Origin of the sequence: Nocardia blacklockiae (genome assembly GCF_015477355.1) — a bacterium.
Taxonomy (GTDB): Bacteria; Actinomycetota; Actinomycetes; order Mycobacteriales; family Mycobacteriaceae; genus Nocardia; species Nocardia blacklockiae.
The window spans coordinates 1238285-1256093 of the sequence record NZ_JADLRJ010000001.1 but is presented as its reverse complement, the minus strand read 5'-3'; the positions used below and the strand labels follow the sequence as shown (position 1 = coordinate 1256093).

General features: G+C 70.1%; 20 protein-coding genes. 9 read left to right on the top strand and 11 right to left on the bottom strand.

From position 1 onward, the window contains the following. The first annotated feature begins 51 nt into the window (after positions 1 to 51). Entirely contained in the window at positions 52 to 273 is a 222-nt protein-coding gene (locus tag IU476_RS05555) for a zf-HC2 domain-containing protein (protein ID WP_195097132.1), read from the top strand. Here the strand turns inward: IU476_RS05555 and IU476_RS37225 are convergent. Together IU476_RS37225 and sigK are read right to left on the bottom strand one after the other, a co-directional pair. Then, positions 222 to 509, bottom strand: coding sequence for a zf-HC2 domain-containing protein (locus IU476_RS37225; protein ID WP_195097130.1), 288 nt, complete (start codon positions 507 to 509; stop codon positions 222 to 224). The two genes, IU476_RS05555 and IU476_RS37225, sit on opposite strands and share 52 nt — an antisense overlap. Positions 510 to 523: 14 nt before the next feature. Continuing rightward, a complete protein-coding gene (gene sigK, locus IU476_RS05545; RefSeq protein WP_228823010.1) occupies positions 524 to 1129 on the bottom strand; it encodes an ECF RNA polymerase sigma factor SigK in 606 nt (201 codons plus the stop codon). A 354-nt stretch (positions 1130 to 1483) separates the two neighbouring features. Here sigK and IU476_RS05540 point away from each other — a divergent pair, with 354 nt between their 5' ends. Beyond that, entirely contained in the window at positions 1484 to 2221 is a 738-nt protein-coding gene (locus tag IU476_RS05540) for a PP2C family protein-serine/threonine phosphatase (RefSeq protein WP_324193882.1), read from the top strand. Positions 2222 to 2282: 61 nt separating this feature from the next. Here IU476_RS05540 and IU476_RS05535 read toward each other — a convergent pair whose 3' ends face one another. Both IU476_RS05535 and IU476_RS05530 read right to left on the bottom strand, forming a co-directional pair. Next, a complete protein-coding gene (locus IU476_RS05535; RefSeq protein WP_195097125.1) occupies positions 2283 to 3371 on the bottom strand; it encodes a lycopene cyclase family protein in 1089 nt (362 codons plus the stop codon). Between the two features lie 14 nt (positions 3372 to 3385). After that, positions 3386 to 4147: an SDR family oxidoreductase gene (locus IU476_RS05530; protein WP_195097123.1), complete on the bottom strand. Its 762-nt coding sequence runs from the start codon at positions 4145 to 4147 to the stop codon at positions 3386 to 3388. Positions 4148 to 4289: 142 nt separating this feature from the next. Here IU476_RS05530 and IU476_RS05525 point away from each other — a divergent pair, with 142 nt between their 5' ends. Then, positions 4290 to 5921 (top strand): ABC-F family ATP-binding cassette domain-containing protein, encoded by a 1632-nt coding sequence (locus tag IU476_RS05525; RefSeq protein ID WP_195097121.1) that lies wholly within the window; start codon positions 4290 to 4292, stop codon positions 5919 to 5921. Between the two features lie 82 nt (positions 5922 to 6003). Here the strand turns inward: IU476_RS05525 and IU476_RS05520 are convergent, their stop codons facing one another. Next, positions 6004 to 6612 carry a dihydrofolate reductase family protein gene (locus IU476_RS05520; RefSeq protein WP_195097119.1) on the bottom strand — a complete coding sequence of 203 codons (609 nt, stop codon included), beginning with the start codon at positions 6610 to 6612 and terminating at the stop codon, positions 6004 to 6006. Between the two features lie 183 nt (positions 6613 to 6795). On the opposite strand from IU476_RS05520, the gene IU476_RS05515 reads away from it, so the two are divergent. Next, positions 6796 to 7035: a helix-turn-helix domain-containing protein gene (locus IU476_RS05515; RefSeq protein WP_195097116.1), complete on the top strand. Its 240-nt coding sequence runs from the start codon at positions 6796 to 6798 to the stop codon at positions 7033 to 7035. 33 nt (positions 7036 to 7068) lie between these two features. Next, positions 7069 to 7473 (top strand): DUF4440 domain-containing protein, encoded by a 405-nt coding sequence (locus tag IU476_RS05510; RefSeq protein WP_195097114.1) that lies wholly within the window; start codon positions 7069 to 7071, stop codon positions 7471 to 7473. A 10-nt stretch (positions 7474 to 7483) separates the two neighbouring features. Here IU476_RS05510 and IU476_RS05505 read toward each other — a convergent pair whose 3' ends face one another. Beyond that, on the bottom strand, positions 7484 to 7906 hold the full coding sequence (locus IU476_RS05505) for a cupin domain-containing protein (protein ID WP_438943978.1): 423 nt from the start codon (positions 7904 to 7906) through the stop codon (positions 7484 to 7486). Positions 7907 to 8054: 148 nt separating this feature from the next. Between IU476_RS05505 and IU476_RS05500 the strand changes: the two genes are divergently transcribed. Further along, entirely contained in the window at positions 8055 to 8555 is a 501-nt protein-coding gene (locus tag IU476_RS05500; protein ID WP_195097110.1) for a MarR family winged helix-turn-helix transcriptional regulator, read from the top strand. A gap of 7 nt (positions 8556 to 8562) precedes the next feature. Here IU476_RS05500 and IU476_RS05495 read toward each other — a convergent pair whose 3' ends face one another. From IU476_RS05495 to IU476_RS05485, 3 genes are all read right to left on the bottom strand, one after another. After that, positions 8563 to 9525, bottom strand: a complete 963-nt coding sequence (locus IU476_RS05495; protein ID WP_195097108.1) for an MvdC/MvdD family ATP grasp protein — start codon at positions 9523 to 9525, stop codon at positions 8563 to 8565. A 9-nt stretch (positions 9526 to 9534) separates the two neighbouring features. Next, entirely contained in the window at positions 9535 to 10011 is a 477-nt protein-coding gene (locus IU476_RS05490; protein WP_228823009.1) for a hypothetical protein, read from the bottom strand. A 194-nt stretch (positions 10012 to 10205) separates the two neighbouring features. Continuing rightward, positions 10206 to 10622: an acyl-CoA thioesterase gene (locus IU476_RS05485; protein WP_195097106.1), complete on the bottom strand. Its 417-nt coding sequence runs from the start codon at positions 10620 to 10622 to the stop codon at positions 10206 to 10208. Between the two features lie 322 nt (positions 10623 to 10944). Between IU476_RS05485 and IU476_RS05480 the strand changes: the two genes are divergently transcribed. Further along, entirely contained in the window at positions 10945 to 11379 is a 435-nt protein-coding gene (locus IU476_RS05480) for a hypothetical protein (RefSeq protein ID WP_195097104.1), read from the top strand. Positions 11380 to 11441: 62 nt separating this feature from the next. Here IU476_RS05480 and IU476_RS05475 read toward each other — a convergent pair whose 3' ends face one another. Both IU476_RS05475 and IU476_RS05470 read right to left on the bottom strand, forming a co-directional pair. Continuing rightward, positions 11442 to 12008: a TetR/AcrR family transcriptional regulator gene (locus IU476_RS05475; protein ID WP_187682994.1), complete on the bottom strand. Its 567-nt coding sequence runs from the start codon at positions 12006 to 12008 to the stop codon at positions 11442 to 11444. Between the two features lie 97 nt (positions 12009 to 12105). Further along, on the bottom strand, positions 12106 to 14922 hold the full coding sequence (locus IU476_RS05470; protein ID WP_195097102.1) for an aconitate hydratase: 2817 nt from the start codon (positions 14920 to 14922) through the stop codon (positions 12106 to 12108). A gap of 371 nt (positions 14923 to 15293) precedes the next feature. Here IU476_RS05470 and IU476_RS05465 point away from each other — a divergent pair, with 371 nt between their 5' ends. Then, complete coding sequence (locus IU476_RS05465; RefSeq protein WP_195097100.1) at positions 15294 to 15857, top strand: Rv1476 family membrane protein; 564 nt, start codon at positions 15294 to 15296, stop codon at positions 15855 to 15857. 374 nt (positions 15858 to 16231) lie between these two features. Then, positions 16232 to 17680 carry an NlpC/P60 family protein gene (locus IU476_RS05460; RefSeq protein WP_438943969.1) on the top strand — a complete coding sequence of 483 codons (1449 nt, stop codon included), beginning with the start codon at positions 16232 to 16234 and terminating at the stop codon, positions 17678 to 17680. Positions 17681 to 17809 lie beyond the last annotated feature (129 nt).

Here is a 17809-nt window from a genome sequence, read left to right as displayed (position 1 = left end):
CGACAGGGTGGACGGCCGTGCCGTCGCGCCCGGGGTTGCGGGCGCCGAATCGTGAATTCATGTCCGGAGTGGACCGGCCTGAGCGGCGCGTACGTCCTGGACGCCCTGACCGACTGCGAGCGGGACGATTTCGAGTGGCACCTGGAGTGGTGCCCGCCCTGCGAGTGCGAGGTCGAGGAATTTCGTGCGGTACTGGTGCGGCTGGCGGAATGCCTGGCGTGTCAGCCCGATCCGGGATTGCGAAAACGGGTCCTGACGGGCATCGAGGAATGATCGGGCGGTTCGGCGGCCGGCGGCTGCTGGGGCGTGTCCCGGACGCGGGCGAGGACCCGCGCGCGCAGGTCCGGTGAGGGGGGCCGCGACCACGCGGCGGCGAGCTGGGCGATGGTCCCGCCCAGTTCGCCGACCTCGCGGCGGCAGGCCGGGCAGTCCCGCAGGTGCTGCTCGAAGGCGGCGCGTTCCCCGGCGGGCAGAGCATGCAGAACGTAGGGTGCCGTGAGATCGCGCATCGCGGCCGAGCAAGTCACTGTTGAGCTCCCAAATATTCACGCAAGCGGATCAGACCGTCACGCATTCTGGTCTTGATCGTTCCCACCGGTGTGCCCAGGACCTGGGAGACCTCGCGGTAGGTATAGCCGCCATAGTAGGCGAGCACGATGGACTGGCGCTGCAGCTCGGTGAGCTTGTCCAGCGCCGTGCGGACCTGCTGTTCGTCGAGGCGGGCCAGTGCCGTCTCGACGACCTCGTCGACCGGGCGGCGCACGTCGAGCTGTTCGATCCGGTCCTCGCGATCGGAACAGGCCTGCTCGTGGCGCACCCGGTCGATGGCGCGGCGGTGTGCCATGGTGACCGCCCACGCCATCACGTTGCCGTCCTGGCGGACGAATTTCGGTGCCTTGAGCCAGATCTCGAGCAGGACCTCCTGGGTCACCTCCTCCGAGCGCGCGCGGTCGCGCAGGATCCGGGTGACGATGCCGAGCACCGGGCCGGAGATGAGGTCGTAGAGGTCGGCGAAGGCCTGTTCGTCGCCCTCGGCGACGCGTTCGATCAGCGCGCGCAGCGTGGCATCCGTGTCGGTGACGTCGTCGGTCGGGACGGTACCCGCGGTGTCTCGGGCGCGGATGACCAATTCAGTGTCCTTCCCAACCGGCTGCCAGTGCGTACGACCTCACAGAGAGTGAGTCGTCGCCGAAGCACCGCCGGATTGGTTCCGGGCGAAAAATTTTCGCCACACGGTAATCCGGGCGCCGGTGCGGAAGTGACGATCAGCGGTGTCGCCGTATGTGCGCGGTCCTTTCGCTTCGGGTCGACACAGGGGAGTCGGAGCGGCCGGGCGGCCGGATTGGTCCGGGCGGCCGCTATCGAATCGTGATCAACTCGTGGCCCCTTTCACAGGCCGGGCACGGTTGACTCTTGGATTGCCGGCGTTTACTCGAGTTGTGCTGATCGACAGCACATGAGGCCAGTCCGAGGAGGCCAGGCCGTGGATAGTGCCCTCACCACCGCCATCACTCGCCGCGAGCTGATCCGGCTCACCGGCATCACCGGACAATCGGTGAGTCGCCGGGGCGGGCGATCCATCAACGCGGACGCGGTGGCGGGTTACACGGATCCGGCGACGGGACACACCGCGTTCGTCGTCGCCGACGGTGTCGGGGACCATCTGCTGGCGGCGCGCGCGGCCCGCACGGCCGCCACGGTGGTCGCGCGCGAGGCCGCTGTGCACGGTCCGCAGTCCGGGATCCTGGCCGCGCAGCGCGAGCTGCTGCGGGAGTTCCCGGAACCGAGCGCCGACGCGGTGCTGGTGGTCGCGGTGCTGCCCGGCGACCGGGACGCGGGCAGCTGCGAGATCGCCTGGGTCGGCGACTGCCGCGCCTACCGGTGGAACGGCCGGGTGCTGCACCAGATCACCACCGACCACACCGTCGCCGAGTACCTGCGCACGCGCGGCGTCGAACCCGCGGCGCGGGCCGACCACATGGTCTACACGACCACCCGCACCACCCGCGCGAGCGACATCGGCTACGCCGTCACCGGGACCAGCACGGGCCGCCTGCTGCTGAGCACCGACGGCGTCCACAAGCCGCTGAGCATCGCGGAGATCAAGCAGGTGCTCGCCTCCGCCGCGGGCCCCGACGTCGCCGCCGAGACCCTGGTGGACTCGGCCCTGCGGTCCGGCGGCACCGACAACACCACCGCCCTGGTGATCGACAGTCACTGACGGCCACCGGCTTTCACGCTGCCGCATCGGCGACGGCCCGCTCTCGCGCGGTCGGCGTGGTCTAGCCGGATGCCTTGAGTGTGGCCGCGGTGAGGTGGCGGCGCAGCCGCCAGGGGAGCGTGCGGAACAAGGTCGTCATCGCGAGGGCGGTGCCCGTCAGATCGTCGCGGCCGGAGAGATAGGCGCGCTGCAACTCCGTCGGCAGGTCGAAGAAGGCGTCGAAGAAACGCGGGATGTCGGCCGGAGGCAGGCCGAGCAGCGCGCGCAGGCCCGCCCGGCGCAGCCGGTGCACCGCCCGCGCCGACGCCGGCCAGATCGACCCGCCGGCGGCCACGGCCTCGGCGGTGGCGAGCGACGCGGCCACGCTGTACCCGGTCGCGGGATGCAGCAGCGCCCCCGCCGCGCCGAAGCGCCGGGCGCCCGGCCGCCCGCCCTGCACCGGGAACCGCACATGCTCGACCGTCTCGTCGCCGTCGAGTTCGAGGCCGCGGCAACGCAATCGGGCCCGCAGCCGCGCGCGCAGCACTGCCCCGCTCAGCGCCGGGCGTCCCGCCAGACACGTCTCCTCGAGCAGGAACGACTCCGGCCCGAGCGGGATCGCGTACAGGAACGAGGGCGGTGCGCCGGGGTCCGTCCCGGTGTCGGGCCGCCAGTCCATGAACAGCGGCTCCTGCCACCGTTCCCGCGGCACGACGACGCCGTAGGCGGTCTGCTCGGCGCGGGCGGGGGAGCGGCCGACGCCGCGCGCGTCGATCACCCGGCGCGCGGTCAGCACCTGCCCGGACGCCAATCGCACCGCCTCGTGCTCACGCCCGTGGCGCGGCCGGAGGATGTCGGTGGCGGGCTCGGCGATCACCCGGCACCCGGTCAGCGACAGCGAATCCTGCAGCGCCGCAACATCGAACACCACGTACCGGCGTTCGATCTCGGCGCGCCGGGTGCCCCAGGCGACCGGACGCGGCACGCTCGCCGCGACGGTCTCGGGGGCGACCCATGCGGGCAGCTCGTCGGCCCACACGCCGTAGGTGGCCGTCCAGCGCCGCTCCGGCTTGGGATCGACCACGGTGACCGCGAGCCCGCGGGCCGCCGCGCGATGCGCCAGGGCCCGCCCGGCGGGACCCAGCCCGCAGACCACGAGGTCCGAGGTCACCCCGGCCCCGCGGACTACAGCCCGCCGGTGGCCAGCAGGCCGCCGTCCACCCGCACCACCTCGCCGGTGATCCAGCCCGCCTGGTCGGAGGCGAGGAAGGCGATCAGCGCCGCGACGTCCTCCGGAGTGCCGAGCCGCTTGAGCGGGTAGGGCCGGGCGGCGGCCTCCTCGTCGGCCGAGTACAGCGCGTCGGCGAACTTCGTCTTCACCACGCCCGGCGCGACCGCGTTCACCCGGATGCGGGGACCGAGCTGCCAGGCCAGTTCCTCGGTGAGCCGGATCAGCGCGGCCTTGGACGCGCCGTAGGCGGCGATGACACCGGTCGAGCGCAGTCCGGCGACGCTGGCGACATTGATCACCGCGCCGCCGTTGTCGCGCATCCACGCCCGGTAGGCCTCCTGCACATAGCCCAGCGCCGCAACGACATTGACGTCGAAGATCTTGCGCACGGCGTCGAGGTCGGCGTCCATCAGCGACCCGTAGACGGGGTTGATCCCGGTGTTGTTGACCAGGATGTCCAGCGACCCGAACTCGGCGACCGCGCCCGCCACGGCCTGGGCCCGCGCCTCGGCGTCGCCGGAATTGCCGGCGAGCGCGACGACGGTTCCCGGATGCCCGAGTGCCCGCAGATCGGCGGCCGTCTCGGCCAGCGGCTCGGCCTTGCGCGCGGTGATCAGCACGTTGGCGCCGCGGGCCAGCAGTTCGGCGGCGACCGCCTTGCCGATACCCCGGCTCGCGCCCGTGACCAGCGCCCCTTTGCCCTTCAGATCGCTCATGCAGCGCACGTTACCCGGACAGGGTGGTCCAGGTTACGGCAGCCGATCGTTCACATGGGTAAAATCGGTGGTTCTTGTGTGCCGTCGCACCGCACACTCGAGTTGTGGCCCCCCGAATCCCGATCCTGCCGAGGAGAAATCTGTGATCACCGCGACCGACCTGGAGGTCCGGGCCGGAATCCGCACCCTGCTGACCGCGCCCGGCTCGGCGCTGCGGGTGCAGTCCGGCGACCGGATCGGGCTGGTCGGGCGCAACGGCGCCGGCAAGACCACCACCCTGCGCATCCTCGCCGGGGAGGGAGAGCCCTACGCGGGCAAGGTGATTCGCTCCGGCGAGATCGGCTACCTGCCGCAGGACCCGCGCGAGGGCGACCTGGACGTGCTGGCGCGCGACCGGGTGCTGTCCGCGCGCGGGCTGGACGCGCTGATCCGCCAGATGGAGAAGCAGCAGGCGCTGATGGCCGAGGTCGCCGACGACGCCGAGCGGGAGCAGGCGGTCCGCAAGTACGGCCGCCTCGAGGAGCGGTTCTCCGCGCTGGGCGGCTACGTCGCCGAGAGCGAGGCGGCCCGCATCTGCAACAGCCTGGGCTTGCCCGAACGCGTGCTGGGCCAGTCGCTGCGCACCCTGTCCGGCGGCCAGCGCCGCCGCATCGAGCTGGCGCGCATCCTGTTCTCCGCCTCCGACGGCAGCGGCGGCAAGTCCGACACCACCCTGCTGCTCGACGAGCCCACCAACCACCTCGACGCCGACTCCATCACCTGGCTGCGCGGATTCCTGCAGAGCCACGACGGCGGCCTCATCGTGATCAGCCACGACGTGGAGCTGCTGGAGGCCGTGGTGAACCGGGTGTGGTTCCTCGACGCGGTGCGCGGCGAGGCCGACATCTACAACATGGGCTGGAAGAAGTACCTCGACGCCCGCGCCACCGACGAGCAGCGCCGCCGCCGCGAGCGCGCCAACGCGGAGAAGAAGGCGTCGGCGCTCAAGGCGCAGGCCGCCAAGCTGGGCGCCAAGGCCACCAAAGCCGTTGCGGCGCAGAACATGGTCAAGCGCGCCGAGCGGATGCTCGCCGAGGCCGACGAGATCCGCGTGGCCGACAAGGTGGCCCGCATCAAGTTCCCGGAGCCGGCCGCCTGCGGCAAGACGCCGCTGATGGCGGAGAACCTCACCAAGATGTACGGCTCGCTGGAGATCTTCACCGGCGTCGACCTGGCCATCGACCGCGGCAGCCGGGTCGTGGTGCTCGGCCTCAACGGCGCGGGCAAGACCACGCTGCTGCGCCTGCTCGCCGGTGTCGAGCAGCCCAGCGCGGGCGGCCTGGTCCCCGGGCACGGCCTCAAGATCGGCTACTTCGCGCAGGAGCACGACACCCTCGACGACCGGGCCACGGTCTGGGAGAACATCCGCCACGCCGCCCCCGACGCGGGCGAGCAGGACCTGCGCGGCCTGCTGGGCGCCTTCATGTTCTCCGGCCCGCAGCTCGAACAGCCCGCCGGCACCCTCTCCGGCGGCGAGAAGACCCGCCTGGCCCTGGCCGGCCTGGTCTCCTCCGCGGCCAACGTCCTGCTCCTCGACGAGCCCACCAACAACCTCGACCCCATCTCCCGCGAACAGGTCCTCGACGCCCTCCGCAGCTACGCCGGCGCGGTAGTCCTGGTCACCCACGACCCCGGCGCCGCCGAGGCCCTCAACCCCGAGCGCGTCATCATGCTCCCCGACGGCACCGAAGACCATTGGTCCCAGGAGTACCTCGAGTTGATCCAACTAGCCTGAACCGCAGCCTTTTTCATCGCCTGAGCGGCGCCCTCTTTCATTGCCTGAACCGTCCGCGCAGCGGGCGGTTCAGGCCTCGCCCTCAATCCTCCTGCGCCAAATGCTGTTTGGCCTCGTCGTACCCGCCCTCCAACTGCTCGCCCGGGCCGTAAACCTGGTGCACCACACCGGTCTTGAACGCCGTGGAGCTCAGCAGCGTCAGCGGGAGCGCGGCGTCGCCCTCGTCGAACAGCCGCAGTCCCTTGCGAACCGCGATGGGGTGCACCAGCAGATGCAGTTCGTCGATCAATCCGGCGGCGAGCAGTTGACGGACCACCGAGACCGAACCGCTGATGCCGATGTCGCCGCCCGGCTCCTGCTTGAGGGCCGTGACCGCCTCCACCAGATCCCCGCGCAGCACCTCGGAGTTGCGCCAGGTGAAGGTGAGGTCCTGGCGGGTCACCACGATCTTGCGCGCGTCGCCGAGCTTGCGGGCGAAATCGGCGTCCTCGGCGCCGGCGGCCTCGCGGTCGGGCCAGGCGCCCGCGAAGCTGTCGTAGGTCTTGCGGCCCAGCAGCAGCGTGTCGGCGTTGCCGAGCTGGCCGTCCACGGCGGCGCCCATCTCGTCGTTGTAGTAGGGGAAATGCCAGTCCTGCGGGTCCTCGACGACGCCGTCGAGGGCGATGAACAGGCCTGCGGTGATCTTGCGCATGGGGGTTACTCCCGGTCTTCGTTCTGGTCGAGATGTCGAACAATGGGACGGCGTGTGCGGCGAAAAATCGTCGCCCGGACCGGACGATAACCGAAATCGGTGAGCTAAATCACACAGAGGCGTTGATCACCGACTGTCGAATGTCTAGCCTGGAATGAGGCTGCAGGGCGACCGGAGGAAGCCATGAGTGACAGGCCCGCACAAGGGAAGTCCACGTTGGGTAAGGGCACGCGCGTCACCGGAAAGTCGCGAGACCGCCTGCAAACCCAGCTCAAGAAGCAGTACGAGGCCGGGGCGAGCATCCGCTCGCTGGCCCGGGAGACCGGGCGATCGTACGGGTTCATCCACAACGTGCTGGTGGAGTCGCATGTGCAACTCCGCAGCCGGGGTGGGGCGAATCGGCGCAAGACCGCCGGCAAGTAGGCGCCCCGAACTCGTTGGGTAGCTTGTTGTCTCGTGAATCCCGTGTACGAGGCGGTAGCGCGCGAGGTCGAGGCGTTACATCAGGATCTGGGCTGCTGGCTGGGTAGCGCGGCGGAGACTCGCGTCTTCGACCGCTTCGCCGCCCAGCAGCATCCCGACCTGTCGGTGGTCACCGTGTCCGGCACGGTGCTCACCCGCGCCGTGCTGCTCGAGGGCTTGGCGCAGGCGCGAAATACCGCGCCCGGCTTGGTGATCGAGGTCGCCGACGTCGAACCGCTCGTTGTCACAAGCGATTACGTGCTGACCAGGTTCCGTGAGCGCCACCGCCGCGACGAGCGTGCCGACGACCGGATCACCACCGCCATGCTGCACCGAGACCCGCACGCCCGCAACGGTTTGCGCTGGCGCGCGATCCACGAGACGGTCTGCGCGGACTAGCGCCCGGCACTCACCGCCGATGCGCCGTGCGCTCGGCCCACCACCGCGGCGCGTCGACGAAGTGGTTGTCGAACTCGTCCTGGACCGCCGCGAGGTCGCCGAGTTCGGCCTCGCCGTTGGCAACTCGCTCGAGCACCCGGAAGTACTCGAAGCGCTGCACGCCCGGCGTGAGCGCGATGAGCACGCGCGCCGCGCTGCCGGGCGCCGCGCCGAACGCGTGCGGCATGTGCCGGGGCACCACGAGCGACCCGCCCGCCTTGACCGTGACGATCCGCTCGCCCGCGAGCACCTGCAGTTCGCCGTCGGCGACGTAGAACAGCTCCTCGGACCGGGTGTGGTAGTGCGGCCCCGCGCCGTCGGCGCCCGGCGCCAAGCTCACCTCGAGGCTGCTCACGCTGCCGCCCGTCTCGTCGGCATCGATGAGCAGCCGCATGGTGGCGTGCTCGGTGCGGCGTACTTCCGCCTGCTCGGGATGACGGATCGCGGCGGGGATCGCGGGAGTGACGTTCATGACCGCTCCAGATTGTTCGGTGATTGATAGTTCGGTGACGAACTATATCTCAGCGAATAGAATGCTGTCCATGGCGAAACGGGACGCGGTCGACGAGATCGTCGAGCAGTGGCGGCGCGAACGACCGGATCTGGAGCTGGAGGCGATGGCGATCGTGGGCCGGCTGGGCCGGCTGCAACTGGTCGCGCAGCGGGCCGTCGAGGCGGTGTTCCTGGCGCACGGCCTGCACCGCGGCGAGTTCGATGTGCTTGCGGCGCTGCGCCGTTCGGGCGAACCGTGCGAATTGAACCCCTCGGTGCTGGCCGACACCATGATGCTCTCGCGCGCGGGCATGACCGGCCGCCTGGACCGGCTGGAGTCGGCCGGGCTGGTGCGCCGCGTCGCCGATGCCGCGGACCGGCGCGCGGTGCGGGTCGCGCTCACGGAGGCCGGCCGCGCGCTGGTCGACGAGGTGGTCACCGCGCATACCGAGAACGAGACCCGGCTGCTGTCGGTGCTGTCGGCGAAGGACCGCCGCGACCTCGACCGGATCCTGCGCACGCTGCTGAGCGGCTTCGAGGAACCGCGCTAGCGTCCGCTCAGGCGAGCGCCACGGTGGCGTCGCCGTGTACGAGGTAGTTCGCCAGGCTCTCGAAGATCGGCAGCCCGGTCTTGATCTCCAGATAGGCGAACTGCCCCTGCGGGTTCACCTCGAGGAAGTAGTACTCGCCGTCCGTGCCGAGCCGGATGTCGAGCACGCCGAACGCCAGCCCGAGCGCGCCCATCAGCGTCGCCAGCGACTTGCTCACCGCCGCCGGCAGCCGGGCCGGAGTGAAGTCGACCGAGGTGTCCAGGCGCGAATCCACCCGTCCCACACCTGCTTGCGAGTCGATGCGCACCGCCCACTCGGTGCCGTCGATCCACACCACGCGCAGATCGCAGTCGGCGTCGATGTAGTCCTGGAAGGTGGTCGGCGCCGAGCGGATGCCGCCGAGCAGGTCCAGATCCTCCGGCGCCACCAGGCGGGTCTCGGCGAATTCGGCCCGGCCGGTGCCGGTGCGCTTGAACACGACCGGGCCCGGCCGCGAGTCGACGAAACTGCGGGCCTCGTCCGGGTCGTTGGTGATCAGGGTCTCGGGGATGGCGAAGCCGCTGCGGCGCGCGGTCTCGAGCTGCACGATCTTGCGGGTGGCGGTCCGGTCGGCGCTCGGGTCGTTCACCCACACCGCGGGGATCGACCAGAGCAGGCCCTGCAGGAATCCGTCGCATTCGGCCTGGCGGTAGTCGTCGTCGGCGCTGCGGACCCCGCCCGGCACCACGCACCGGTGCGGGCGACGCCACCACACCGCGGTGACGTCGTCGAGTCCGACCACGTGCGACAGCGAGCGGGCGGTGCCGGCCCGGTCCAGGCGGAAACTGCCGCTGACGCGCGGGAATTCGCGCATGTCGAGGCGAATCGGGCTGAGGCCGTGATGTTTTCGCAGCGTGGCCGTCATGGCGTCGGCGTGCAGATCGTCGGTTTCGGTGACGATGAGTACCGAACCTGCCGGGCGGGCGGCCATCGGGGAGCCTCAGTCGAGACTGTCGCAGGCGGTGCCGTCGTCGCTGCGCGCGGAGGTGCGGGTCTGGCAGAAGGTGAAGGTGGCGCCGCCGACGCCCGGTGTGGTGGGCAGCCGCAGCGCGCGGGCCCAGTCCTCGGTGAGGCGCCGGAGCAGGTCGTCGCCCAGCGCGGGGGAGTGCCGACGGGCCAGCGTCATCGGTCGGTCGGTGAGTTCGATGCGCCGCCGCTGCGTGAAATCCGCTGTGGCGCCGGACCGGATCCACACCCGGACCGGACGGCCCGGCACTTCGGAAAGGCTCCCGTCGCCGCCGGTGTCCTCGATACTCAGCACATCCGCCCGATCGAAAGTCCACGTGCCCTCGCCGACGCGGATGCCGAGAGTGTGCTCCGACTCTGCTACCAGGTAACCGGACAGCGGAGGCGCGGCCTCGCGCTGGTCCGGCGACGGGCCGGCGGCCGGAACGAACGGGCGAATGGTTTCGGGCATCGGGCTGGTCTCCGATCTGCTCGCGGTTTGCCACGGAAGCCGAGCGTGATCTGGATCATAGCTCCGTGGTCGCGCGGCGCGGTCGACAACGGAGGAATTCGACCGTGCCCGCGGACCGGCCCGGCGTAACGGAAAACCCTATCGCCGAAAGATTTTCAGTTGATCGCTCAACGACCGCGCGGTCGCCCGCGGAGTCACAGACCGAGCAGTTCGCCCGAGTCGACGAGTTCCCGGAATCGTTCGCCGGGATCGGCAACGAGTTTGCGCAGGGTGAGGTCCATCAGCCCGAGGACGACATCGAATTCGGCGGACACCGTGCCGTCCAGCTTGACGATCCGCTGGCGCATCCGGAACGTCTTGCCCTCGCCCCACTCGGTCTCGCACGTCACGGTGACCTCGTCGCCGAGGTGCAGCTCCCGCAGGTGCTTGACCGTCGACTGCAACACCACAGGCCCGAGCCCCGTCGCCTGGATCTTGTCGGGCCCCAGCCCCGCCGCCCGCATCACCTCCCACCGCGCGTGCTCGGCGTACTGGTGATACACGGCCTGATTCAGATGGCCGTTCACATCGAGCTCATAACCCCGGACGGTAACGGGCACGGAAAAGGTCATACCCCGGCGAACCCCGAGCACATGCCCCGATATTTCCGATTCGAGCGTGGCATGTGTCACGGCGGTTGAAAAGCGCTGCACCGTAGACGAACTCGCAGCGGACGCGAAGAAGCACGCGATGCGATCCGGCACGGAATGCATTACTGCATCAACTGCCATAATCGGGCTCTTTCGCGGCCGGCCGGATTCTCCGCTCGCGCACCCGGACATAACGGGCAATCGCCGAGTGGACCGGGGGTCCCACGGCTGGGAGGGAGGGGCTTTTAGTGTCCGCAGTGCTCGATCCGAACGCGTATCACTTCCATCGACAGAAGGGCTACACATGAAGATCCGGGTTGCCGCGGTCGCGTCACTGGCCGCTCTCGCTGTTCCCGCCGGGGCGGCCGCCGCCACGCCCGCGCCGGCCGCCCCGGCGGACAATGTCGTGGTGCAGGCGCAGGACGACGGCGAGGACGGGGAAGGACCGGAAGAGAACTTCGTCGGGCGTGGGCAACAGCAGCCGGCGCCGCAGCCCGGGCAGAGCGGGTATTCGCCGTCCGCCCCGGGCGTTTCCCGCGACGACCGGTCGCCGTCCGCCCCGGACATTTCTCGCGACGATCGGTCGCGGTCCGTCCCGGACATCTCGCAGAACGGGCAGCCGCATCCCGCGCCGGACAGCTCCCAGCAGGATCGGTCGCAGTCCGTGCCGGATGTGTCCCAGCAGCAGAACAACTCGGTCCCGCAGGTGAATCGCCCACAGTCTCGCAGCGTGTACTGACCGACACCGGCACGGCCCTGCGGGCGCTTCCCAGCGCCGCGGGGCCGTGCCCGTTCCGATGCCTACTGCTTGCGCCGCACCGACGCCTCGACGAGATCCAGCACCGCCGAGAGATTGTCGTTGGCGTGGCCCGAGGCGATGCGGGCGATGAGCCCGTCCAGGACCAGGTCGAGGTAGCCGAGCAGGACGTCGGTCGGCACGTCGTCGCGCAGCGCGCCGGCCGCCTTGCGGCGTTCCAGGCGGGCGATGGTCGCGGCGGTCAGCTCCTCCGAGCGCTGTTCCCAGTTCGCGCGGAACTCCGGGTCGGTGCGCAGCCGCCGCGCGATCTCGAGCCGGGTGCCGAGCCAGTCGAAATCCTCGGGGCGCGCGAGCATGTCGCGCATGACCTGCACCAGGCCCTGGGTGGCCGCGACCTCGGCCATCCGCGCGGCGTCCTCGTGCGCGAGCGCCAGGAACAGCGCGTCCTTGTCGCGGAAGTGGTGGAAGATCGCCCCCCGGGACAGTCCGATGGCGTCCTCCAGCCGGCGCACCGTCGCGCCCTCGTAGCCGAATTCGGCGAAACAGCTCCGCGCCCCGTCCAGGATCTGACTGCGCCGCGCGGCGAGATGGTCGTCACTGACCTTGGGCATGGACTCCTCCATCGGGATGCACGGACCCCCGCGCCGAACGCGTCGACGCGGGGGTACTCACAGTACGAGCGAATCCGCTCGGCGACCGAACCGCGGTTCAGCTGCCGATCATGTTGCGCAGCACGAACTGCAGGATGCCGCCGTTGCGGTAGTAGTCGGCCTCACCGGGGGTGTCGATGCGGACCTTGGCGTCGAAGGTGATCTTGTCTCCGTTCTCCTTGGTGGCGGTCACCTTCAAGGTCTTCGGAGTCACCCCCTCGTTCAGCTGGGTGATGCCCTCGATGTCGAAGGTCTCGGTGCCGTCCAGCTTCAGCGACGCCGCCGACTCGCCCTCGGGGAACTGCAGCGGGATGACGCCCATGCCGATCAGGTTGGAGCGGTGGATGCGCTCGAACGACTCGGTGATGACCGCCTTGACGCCCAGCAGGCTGGTGCCCTTGGCCGCCCAGTCGCGCGAGGAACCCGAGCCGTACTCCTTGCCGCCCAGCACGACCAGCGGGATGCCCGCGGCCTGGTAGTTCTGCGCGGCGTCGTAGATGAAGGCCTGCGGGCCGCCCTCCTGGGTGAAGTCGCGGGTGTAGCCGCCCGAGACGTCGTCGAGCAGCTGGTTGCGCAGCCGGATGTTGGCGAAGGTGCCGCGGATCATGACCTCGTGGTTGCCGCGCCGCGAGCCGTAGGAGTTGTAGTCCTTGCGCTCGACGCCGTGCGCCTCGAGGTACTGCGCGGCCGGGGTGCCCGGCTTGATGTTGCCCGCGGGGGAGATGTGGTCGGTGGTGACCGAATCACCCAGCAGCGCCAGCACCCGCGCGCCCTTGATGTCCTGCACCGGTTCCGGGGTCTGCGGCATGCCCTCGAAGTACGGGGGCTTGCGCACGTAGGTCGACTCCTCGGCCCACTCGAAGGTCTTGCCCTCCGGGGTGGGCAGCGAACGCCACCGCTCGTCGCCCTTGAAGACGTCCTTGTAGTCCTCGAGGAACATGTCGCGGGAGATGACCGCGTCGATGGTGTCCTGGATTTCCTTGGGCGAGGGCCAGATGTCCTTCAGGAAGACGTCGTTGCCGTCGGAGTCCTGGCCCAGCGCGTCGTGCTCGAAGTCGAAGTCCATCGTGCCCGCGAGCGCGTAGGCGATGACCAGCGGCGGCGAGGCCAGGTAGTTCATCTTCACGTCGGGGGAGATGCGGCCCTCGAAGTTGCGGTTGCCCGAGAGCACCGCGGTGACGGTCAGGTCGTTGTCGTTGACGGCCTTGGAGATCTCCTCCGGCAGCGGGCCGGTGTTGCCGATGCAGGTGGCGCAGCCGAACGCGACCAGGTTGAAGCCCAGCTTCTCCAGGTACGGCCACAGGCCCGACTTCTCGTAGTACCCGTTGACGACCTGCGAGCCGGGCGCCATCGAGGTCTTGACCCACGGCTTGCGGGACAGGCCCTTGTCCACGGCGTTGCGGGCGAGCAGCGCCGCGCCGATCATGACCGACGGGTTGGAGGTGTTGGTGCAGGAGGTGATCGAGGCGACCACCACCGCGCCGTGGTCGAGCACGAAGTCGCCGTACTCCTCGGTGGAGACCTTGACCGGCTTGGACGGCCGGCCCTCGGCCCCGTTGGCGGCCGAGTTGAGCGGCACCGAGCCGTCGTCGGCGAACGACAGCACCGCCGGGTCACTGGCGGGGAAGGACTCCTCGACGGCCTCGTCCAGCTTGCTGTGCGGGGTGTGCGCGGCCGGGCCCGACTCGGCGTCGGAGGTGTAGTTGTGGATGTCCTTGCGGAACGCGGTCTTGCTCTCCGACAACAGGATTCGGTCCTGCGGGCGCTTCGGGCCGGCGATCGACGGCACCACGGTGCTCAGGTCCAGCTCCAGGTATTCGGAGTAGGCCGGCTCCTTGTCGGCGTCGTGCCACAGGCCCTGCTCCTTGGCGTAGGCCTCGACCAGGGCGACCTGCTCGTCGGTGCGGCCGGTCAGCTTCAGGTAGTCGATGGTGACGTCGTCGATCGGGAAAATCGCTGCCGTGGAACCGAATTCGGGGCTCATGTTGCCCAGCGTGGCGCGGTTGGCCAGGGGCACCTCGGCGACGCCCCTACCGTAGAACTCCACGAACTTGCCGACCACGCCGTGCTTGCGCAGCATGTCGGTGACGGTCAGCACCACGTCGGTGGCGGTCACGCCGGGGTTGATCTCGCCGGTCAGCTTGAAGCCGACCACGCGCGGGATGAGCATCGAGACGGGCTGGCCCAGCATGGCCGCCTCGGCCTCGATGCCGCCGACGCCCCAGCCCAGCACGCCCAGGCCGTTGACCATGGTGGTGTGCGAGTCGGTGCCGACGCAGGTGTCGGGGTAGGCCTGCCCGTTGCGGACCATCACGACGCGGGCCAGGTGCTCGATGTTGACCTGGTGCACGATGCCGGTCGAGGGCGGGACGACCTTGAAGTCGTCGAAGGCGGTCTGGCCCCAGCGCAGGAACTGGTAGCGCTCGCCGTTGCGCTGGTACTCGATGTCGACGTTGCGCTCGAAGGCGTCCTCGCGGCCGAACACGTCGATGATGACGGAGTGGTCGATGACCATCTCGGCGGGCGCGAGCGGGTTCACCTTGTTCGGGTCGCCGCCCAGGGTGGCGACGGCCTCACGCATGGTGGCCAGGTCGACGATGCAGGGCACGCCGGTGAAGTCCTGCATGATGACACGCGCGGGGGTGAACTGGATTTCGGTGTTCGGCTCGGCCGAGGGGTCCCACTGCGCGATGGCGCGGATGTGGTCGGCGGTGATGTTGGCGCCGTCCTCGGTGCGGAGCAAATTCTCCGCCAGCACCTTCAGGGCGTAGGGCAGCTTCTCGGTGCCGGGCACGGCCGAGAGGCGGAAGATCTCATACGACCGATCTCCGACCTCGAGGGTGCCCTTGGCGCCGAATGTATCGATGCTCGTCATACGTTCAGCTCCACTCGTCGTGTCTGATGGGCCCGCCGGGGGCCCTGCGTGGTTGCGCAAGCGTCCTCGCCGATTCCTGACCGGACAGGCCCCGGCGGGGGGCGGCCACCGGCGGGGCTGTGCCGATGGCCCGGTCGAGGGCGCAGTCTGGGCTGTGCGCCTCGTACGTCCAACCCTAACAGTACGCTTGTCCTGTGAAGCGCGGGGGGCGCGTCACGTGGCGTGCCAGCAACCATCATCCTCCTGTCGCGTACTGTGCTCTCGGGCCCGTCGGTGGTTGTCGGTTCCGGCGGCCGCCGTCAGCATGCTGATCGCCTGAAGAGTGTTGGATGCCCGTCGCGCGCTGCGCGACTCGACAGACCGGATGGAAGATGACCGTCTTTGACACCTCGGTTCGCACGCCCAAAGCGGCACTACCTCCCGATACCGATCTGAACGCGATCCTGGCGGATCTGGCCGACGACCACGTCGCCGTGCCGAAGGGTCAGCAGTCGAAGCAGGAGGCGCTGGCGGCGATCGTCGACGACGCGCGCGAGCACGGCATCGCGCTGAGCATCGTGGTGGTGCAGGGCAACAAGGGGCGCGAGGAGGACATGCGCGACCTGGCCACGTCCGTCGGCAAGACCGAGCGCGGCACGGTCGCGGTGTTCAGCGACGACTTCGTCGGCACCTACAGCGATGCCATTCCCCGGGCGCGGCTGGAGTGGGCCGAGGACCCGTCCAAGGGCAAGGGCGTCGGCCACTCCGACACGGCCGCGCGGATCTTCGTCGACCGGCTCGAATCGCCGCAGCTGGTGTCGCCCACCACGGCGACCTCGGCGGCACTCGCGGTGCTGGTGCTCCTGCTCGCCGGCCTGTACTGGGTGAAGGCGCGGCGCGCGCGGCGGTCCCCGGTCCCGCCCGCCCCGGCCGAGGCGGCGGCCCCCGGCGCATAGGCGATATCCCGGCTCTCTTCCCCCGGCCCGGTGCACAGCGTGCACCGGGCCTCGTTATGTCCGGTCGCGTCCGTGCCCGCGGCATTTGCCGGACAGTCGGTTTGTTTCAGTGCGCCAAATCCGTACGGGCATCCAGCTATTGAGCAGCTAGCGGCAAATTACACCCCTGGCATTCTGTTGCGCGTGTTCTCTCCGTGCAAGAAGTGTCGTACGGTTTCGAATGGCACGCATGGGGAAACAGTGTCCTATGAGTCCTCAGCAACCGACGGGATACCTGAGGCTGCTGGTGTGCACGAGGCGATGCCGGTGACCGGTCGCCCAGCGCCATCCCGGCGAACGCCGTTCCCCGGGAGCCGAGCGGGAGCCAGGGAGGTGTGCGAGTGGCGGTGTCGAAGGGCGGTGCGGCCGGGACTCGTCGGCGCGCGACGTCGCTGCGGGTCGCCCTCGGATTGCTGGCGTGCGCGGCGGTGCTGACGGTGTCGGGCACGGTGGCCGGCGCCGTCCCCGCGCCACCGCCCAATCCGAGCGACGGCGACATCGCCGACGCGAACGGGCAGGTCGACACCGGCGTCACCGCGGTGAGCGGACTGATCAACGAGGTCGCCGCGGCCGAACAGCAACTGCAGCAGCTCGATACCGAGGTGGCGCGGCGGCGCGAGGCGGTCAACAAGGCGCTCGTCGATCTCCAGGCGGCGCGGGCCACGGCCGACGCCGCGAACGCCGCCGCCGAGGCCGGCCGCCGCGACCTCGCCGCCGCCGGGGGGCGAGTCGGCAAGGCGCGCAGCGACTTCGACCGCTTCGCCATCGAGGCCTACACCCAGCCCGGCACCGGTTCGATGGTCAATGTGCTGGCGGGCGCGCAGGATCCGGCGGTCGCGCTGGAGCGGGCGCAGTTGCTCGGGGTGGCGTCCAAGACCCAGCAGGACGCTCTGGAGCGATTACGCCGGGCGCAGGTCGACCAGGCCAACCGGGATTCGGCGGCGCGGCGGGCCAAGCAGACGGCCGACGCCGCCGCGGCGGCCGCCGAGCAGAAGAAGACCGAGGCGCAGCAGGCCGTCGCCGCCGCGCAAACCGCCCAGCAGCAACAGGCGGCGCAGCGCAATACCCTGCTCCAGCAACGGGATTCGGCCCAGCAGCGGCTCGACGCGGCCCGCGCGCGGGTGGCCGGGTTGCAGGGGCAGCGCGAGGCGTTCCTGTCCTGGGACCGGCAGCGGCTGGCCGAGGAGGCCGCCGCGCAGGCGGCCGCCGCGGCGTCGGCGGCGCGCGCGGCCGCCGACCGCGCCGCGCACGACCGCGCCGCCCAGGTCGGCACCGGCAAGCGCCCGCACACCCAGCTCGACAACTCCCCGGCCCCGCGCGCCTCGATGCCGGATCGGCCCGCGCGGCCCGCCGGCAATCGCGCCGAACTCGTGGAAACCGTGGTCGACCGGGCGATGTCGCAGCTGGGCGTCACGTACTCGTGGGGCGGCGGCGACGAGAACGGCCCGACGCTGGGCATCCACGACGGCGGCGTCGCCGACAGCTACGGCGATTTCGAGAAGGTCGGCTTCGACTGCTCGGGGCTGATGATCTACGCGTTCGCCGGCGTCGGCATCGCCCTGCCGCACTACAGCGGCTACCAGTACACGATGGGCACCCAGGTGCCGGTCGCCGAGCGCGAACGCGGCGACATGCTGTTCTGGGGTGCGGGCGGCAGTGAGCACGTCGCGCTCTATCTCGGCGGCGGAAAGATGGTGGAGGCGCCCGAATCCGGCGACGTGGTGAAGGTTTCGCCGGTGCGCGAGGGGGGCATCATGCCGTACGCGGTGCGATTGCTCACCTGACGACTCCCAGTGTCCTCTCAGGCGCGAACGACGGGATTTGCGTTAGGGTTCACAATGTCGCGCGTGGCGCGCGGCGAATTGGCGTGTCGGAATCCCCTGCCTGCGTTGGGGGAGGATGTCGAACCTGGA

Bases quoted from the DNA above. Each gene is read 5' to 3' on its own strand.
- IU476_RS05515 (WP_195097116.1), top strand. From the start codon at position 6,796: ATGAGTGACAGGCCCGCACAAGGGAAGTCCACGTTGGGTAAGGGCACG.
- IU476_RS05530 (WP_195097123.1), bottom strand. From the start codon at position 4,147: ATGAGCGATCTGAAGGGCAAAGGGGCGCTGGTCACGGGCGCGAGCCGG.
- IU476_RS05475 (WP_187682994.1), bottom strand. From the start codon at position 12,008: ATGCCCAAGGTCAGTGACGACCATCTCGCCGCGCGGCGCAGTCAGATC.
- IU476_RS37225 (WP_195097130.1), bottom strand. From the start codon at position 509: ATGCGCGATCTCACGGCACCCTACGTTCTGCATGCTCTGCCCGCCGGG.
- IU476_RS05480 (WP_195097104.1), top strand. From the start codon at position 10,945: ATGAAGATCCGGGTTGCCGCGGTCGCGTCACTGGCCGCTCTCGCTGTT.
- IU476_RS05485 (WP_195097106.1), bottom strand. From the start codon at position 10,622: ATGACCTTTTCCGTGCCCGTTACCGTCCGGGGTTATGAGCTCGATGTG.
- IU476_RS05505 (WP_438943978.1), bottom strand. From the start codon at position 7,906: ATGCGGCTGCTCATCGATGCCGACGAGACGGGCGGCAGCGTGAGCAGC.
- IU476_RS05490 (WP_228823009.1), bottom strand. From the start codon at position 10,011: ATGCCCGAAACCATTCGCCCGTTCGTTCCGGCCGCCGGCCCGTCGCCG.
- IU476_RS05495 (WP_195097108.1), bottom strand. From the start codon at position 9,525: ATGGCCGCCCGCCCGGCAGGTTCGGTACTCATCGTCACCGAAACCGAC.
- IU476_RS05470 (WP_195097102.1), bottom strand. From the start codon at position 14,922: ATGACGAGCATCGATACATTCGGCGCCAAGGGCACCCTCGAGGTCGGA.
- IU476_RS05520 (WP_195097119.1), bottom strand. From the start codon at position 6,612: ATGCGCAAGATCACCGCAGGCCTGTTCATCGCCCTCGACGGCGTCGTC.
- IU476_RS05500 (WP_195097110.1), top strand. From the start codon at position 8,055: ATGGCGAAACGGGACGCGGTCGACGAGATCGTCGAGCAGTGGCGGCGC.
- IU476_RS05465 (WP_195097100.1), top strand. From the start codon at position 15,294: ATGACCGTCTTTGACACCTCGGTTCGCACGCCCAAAGCGGCACTACCT.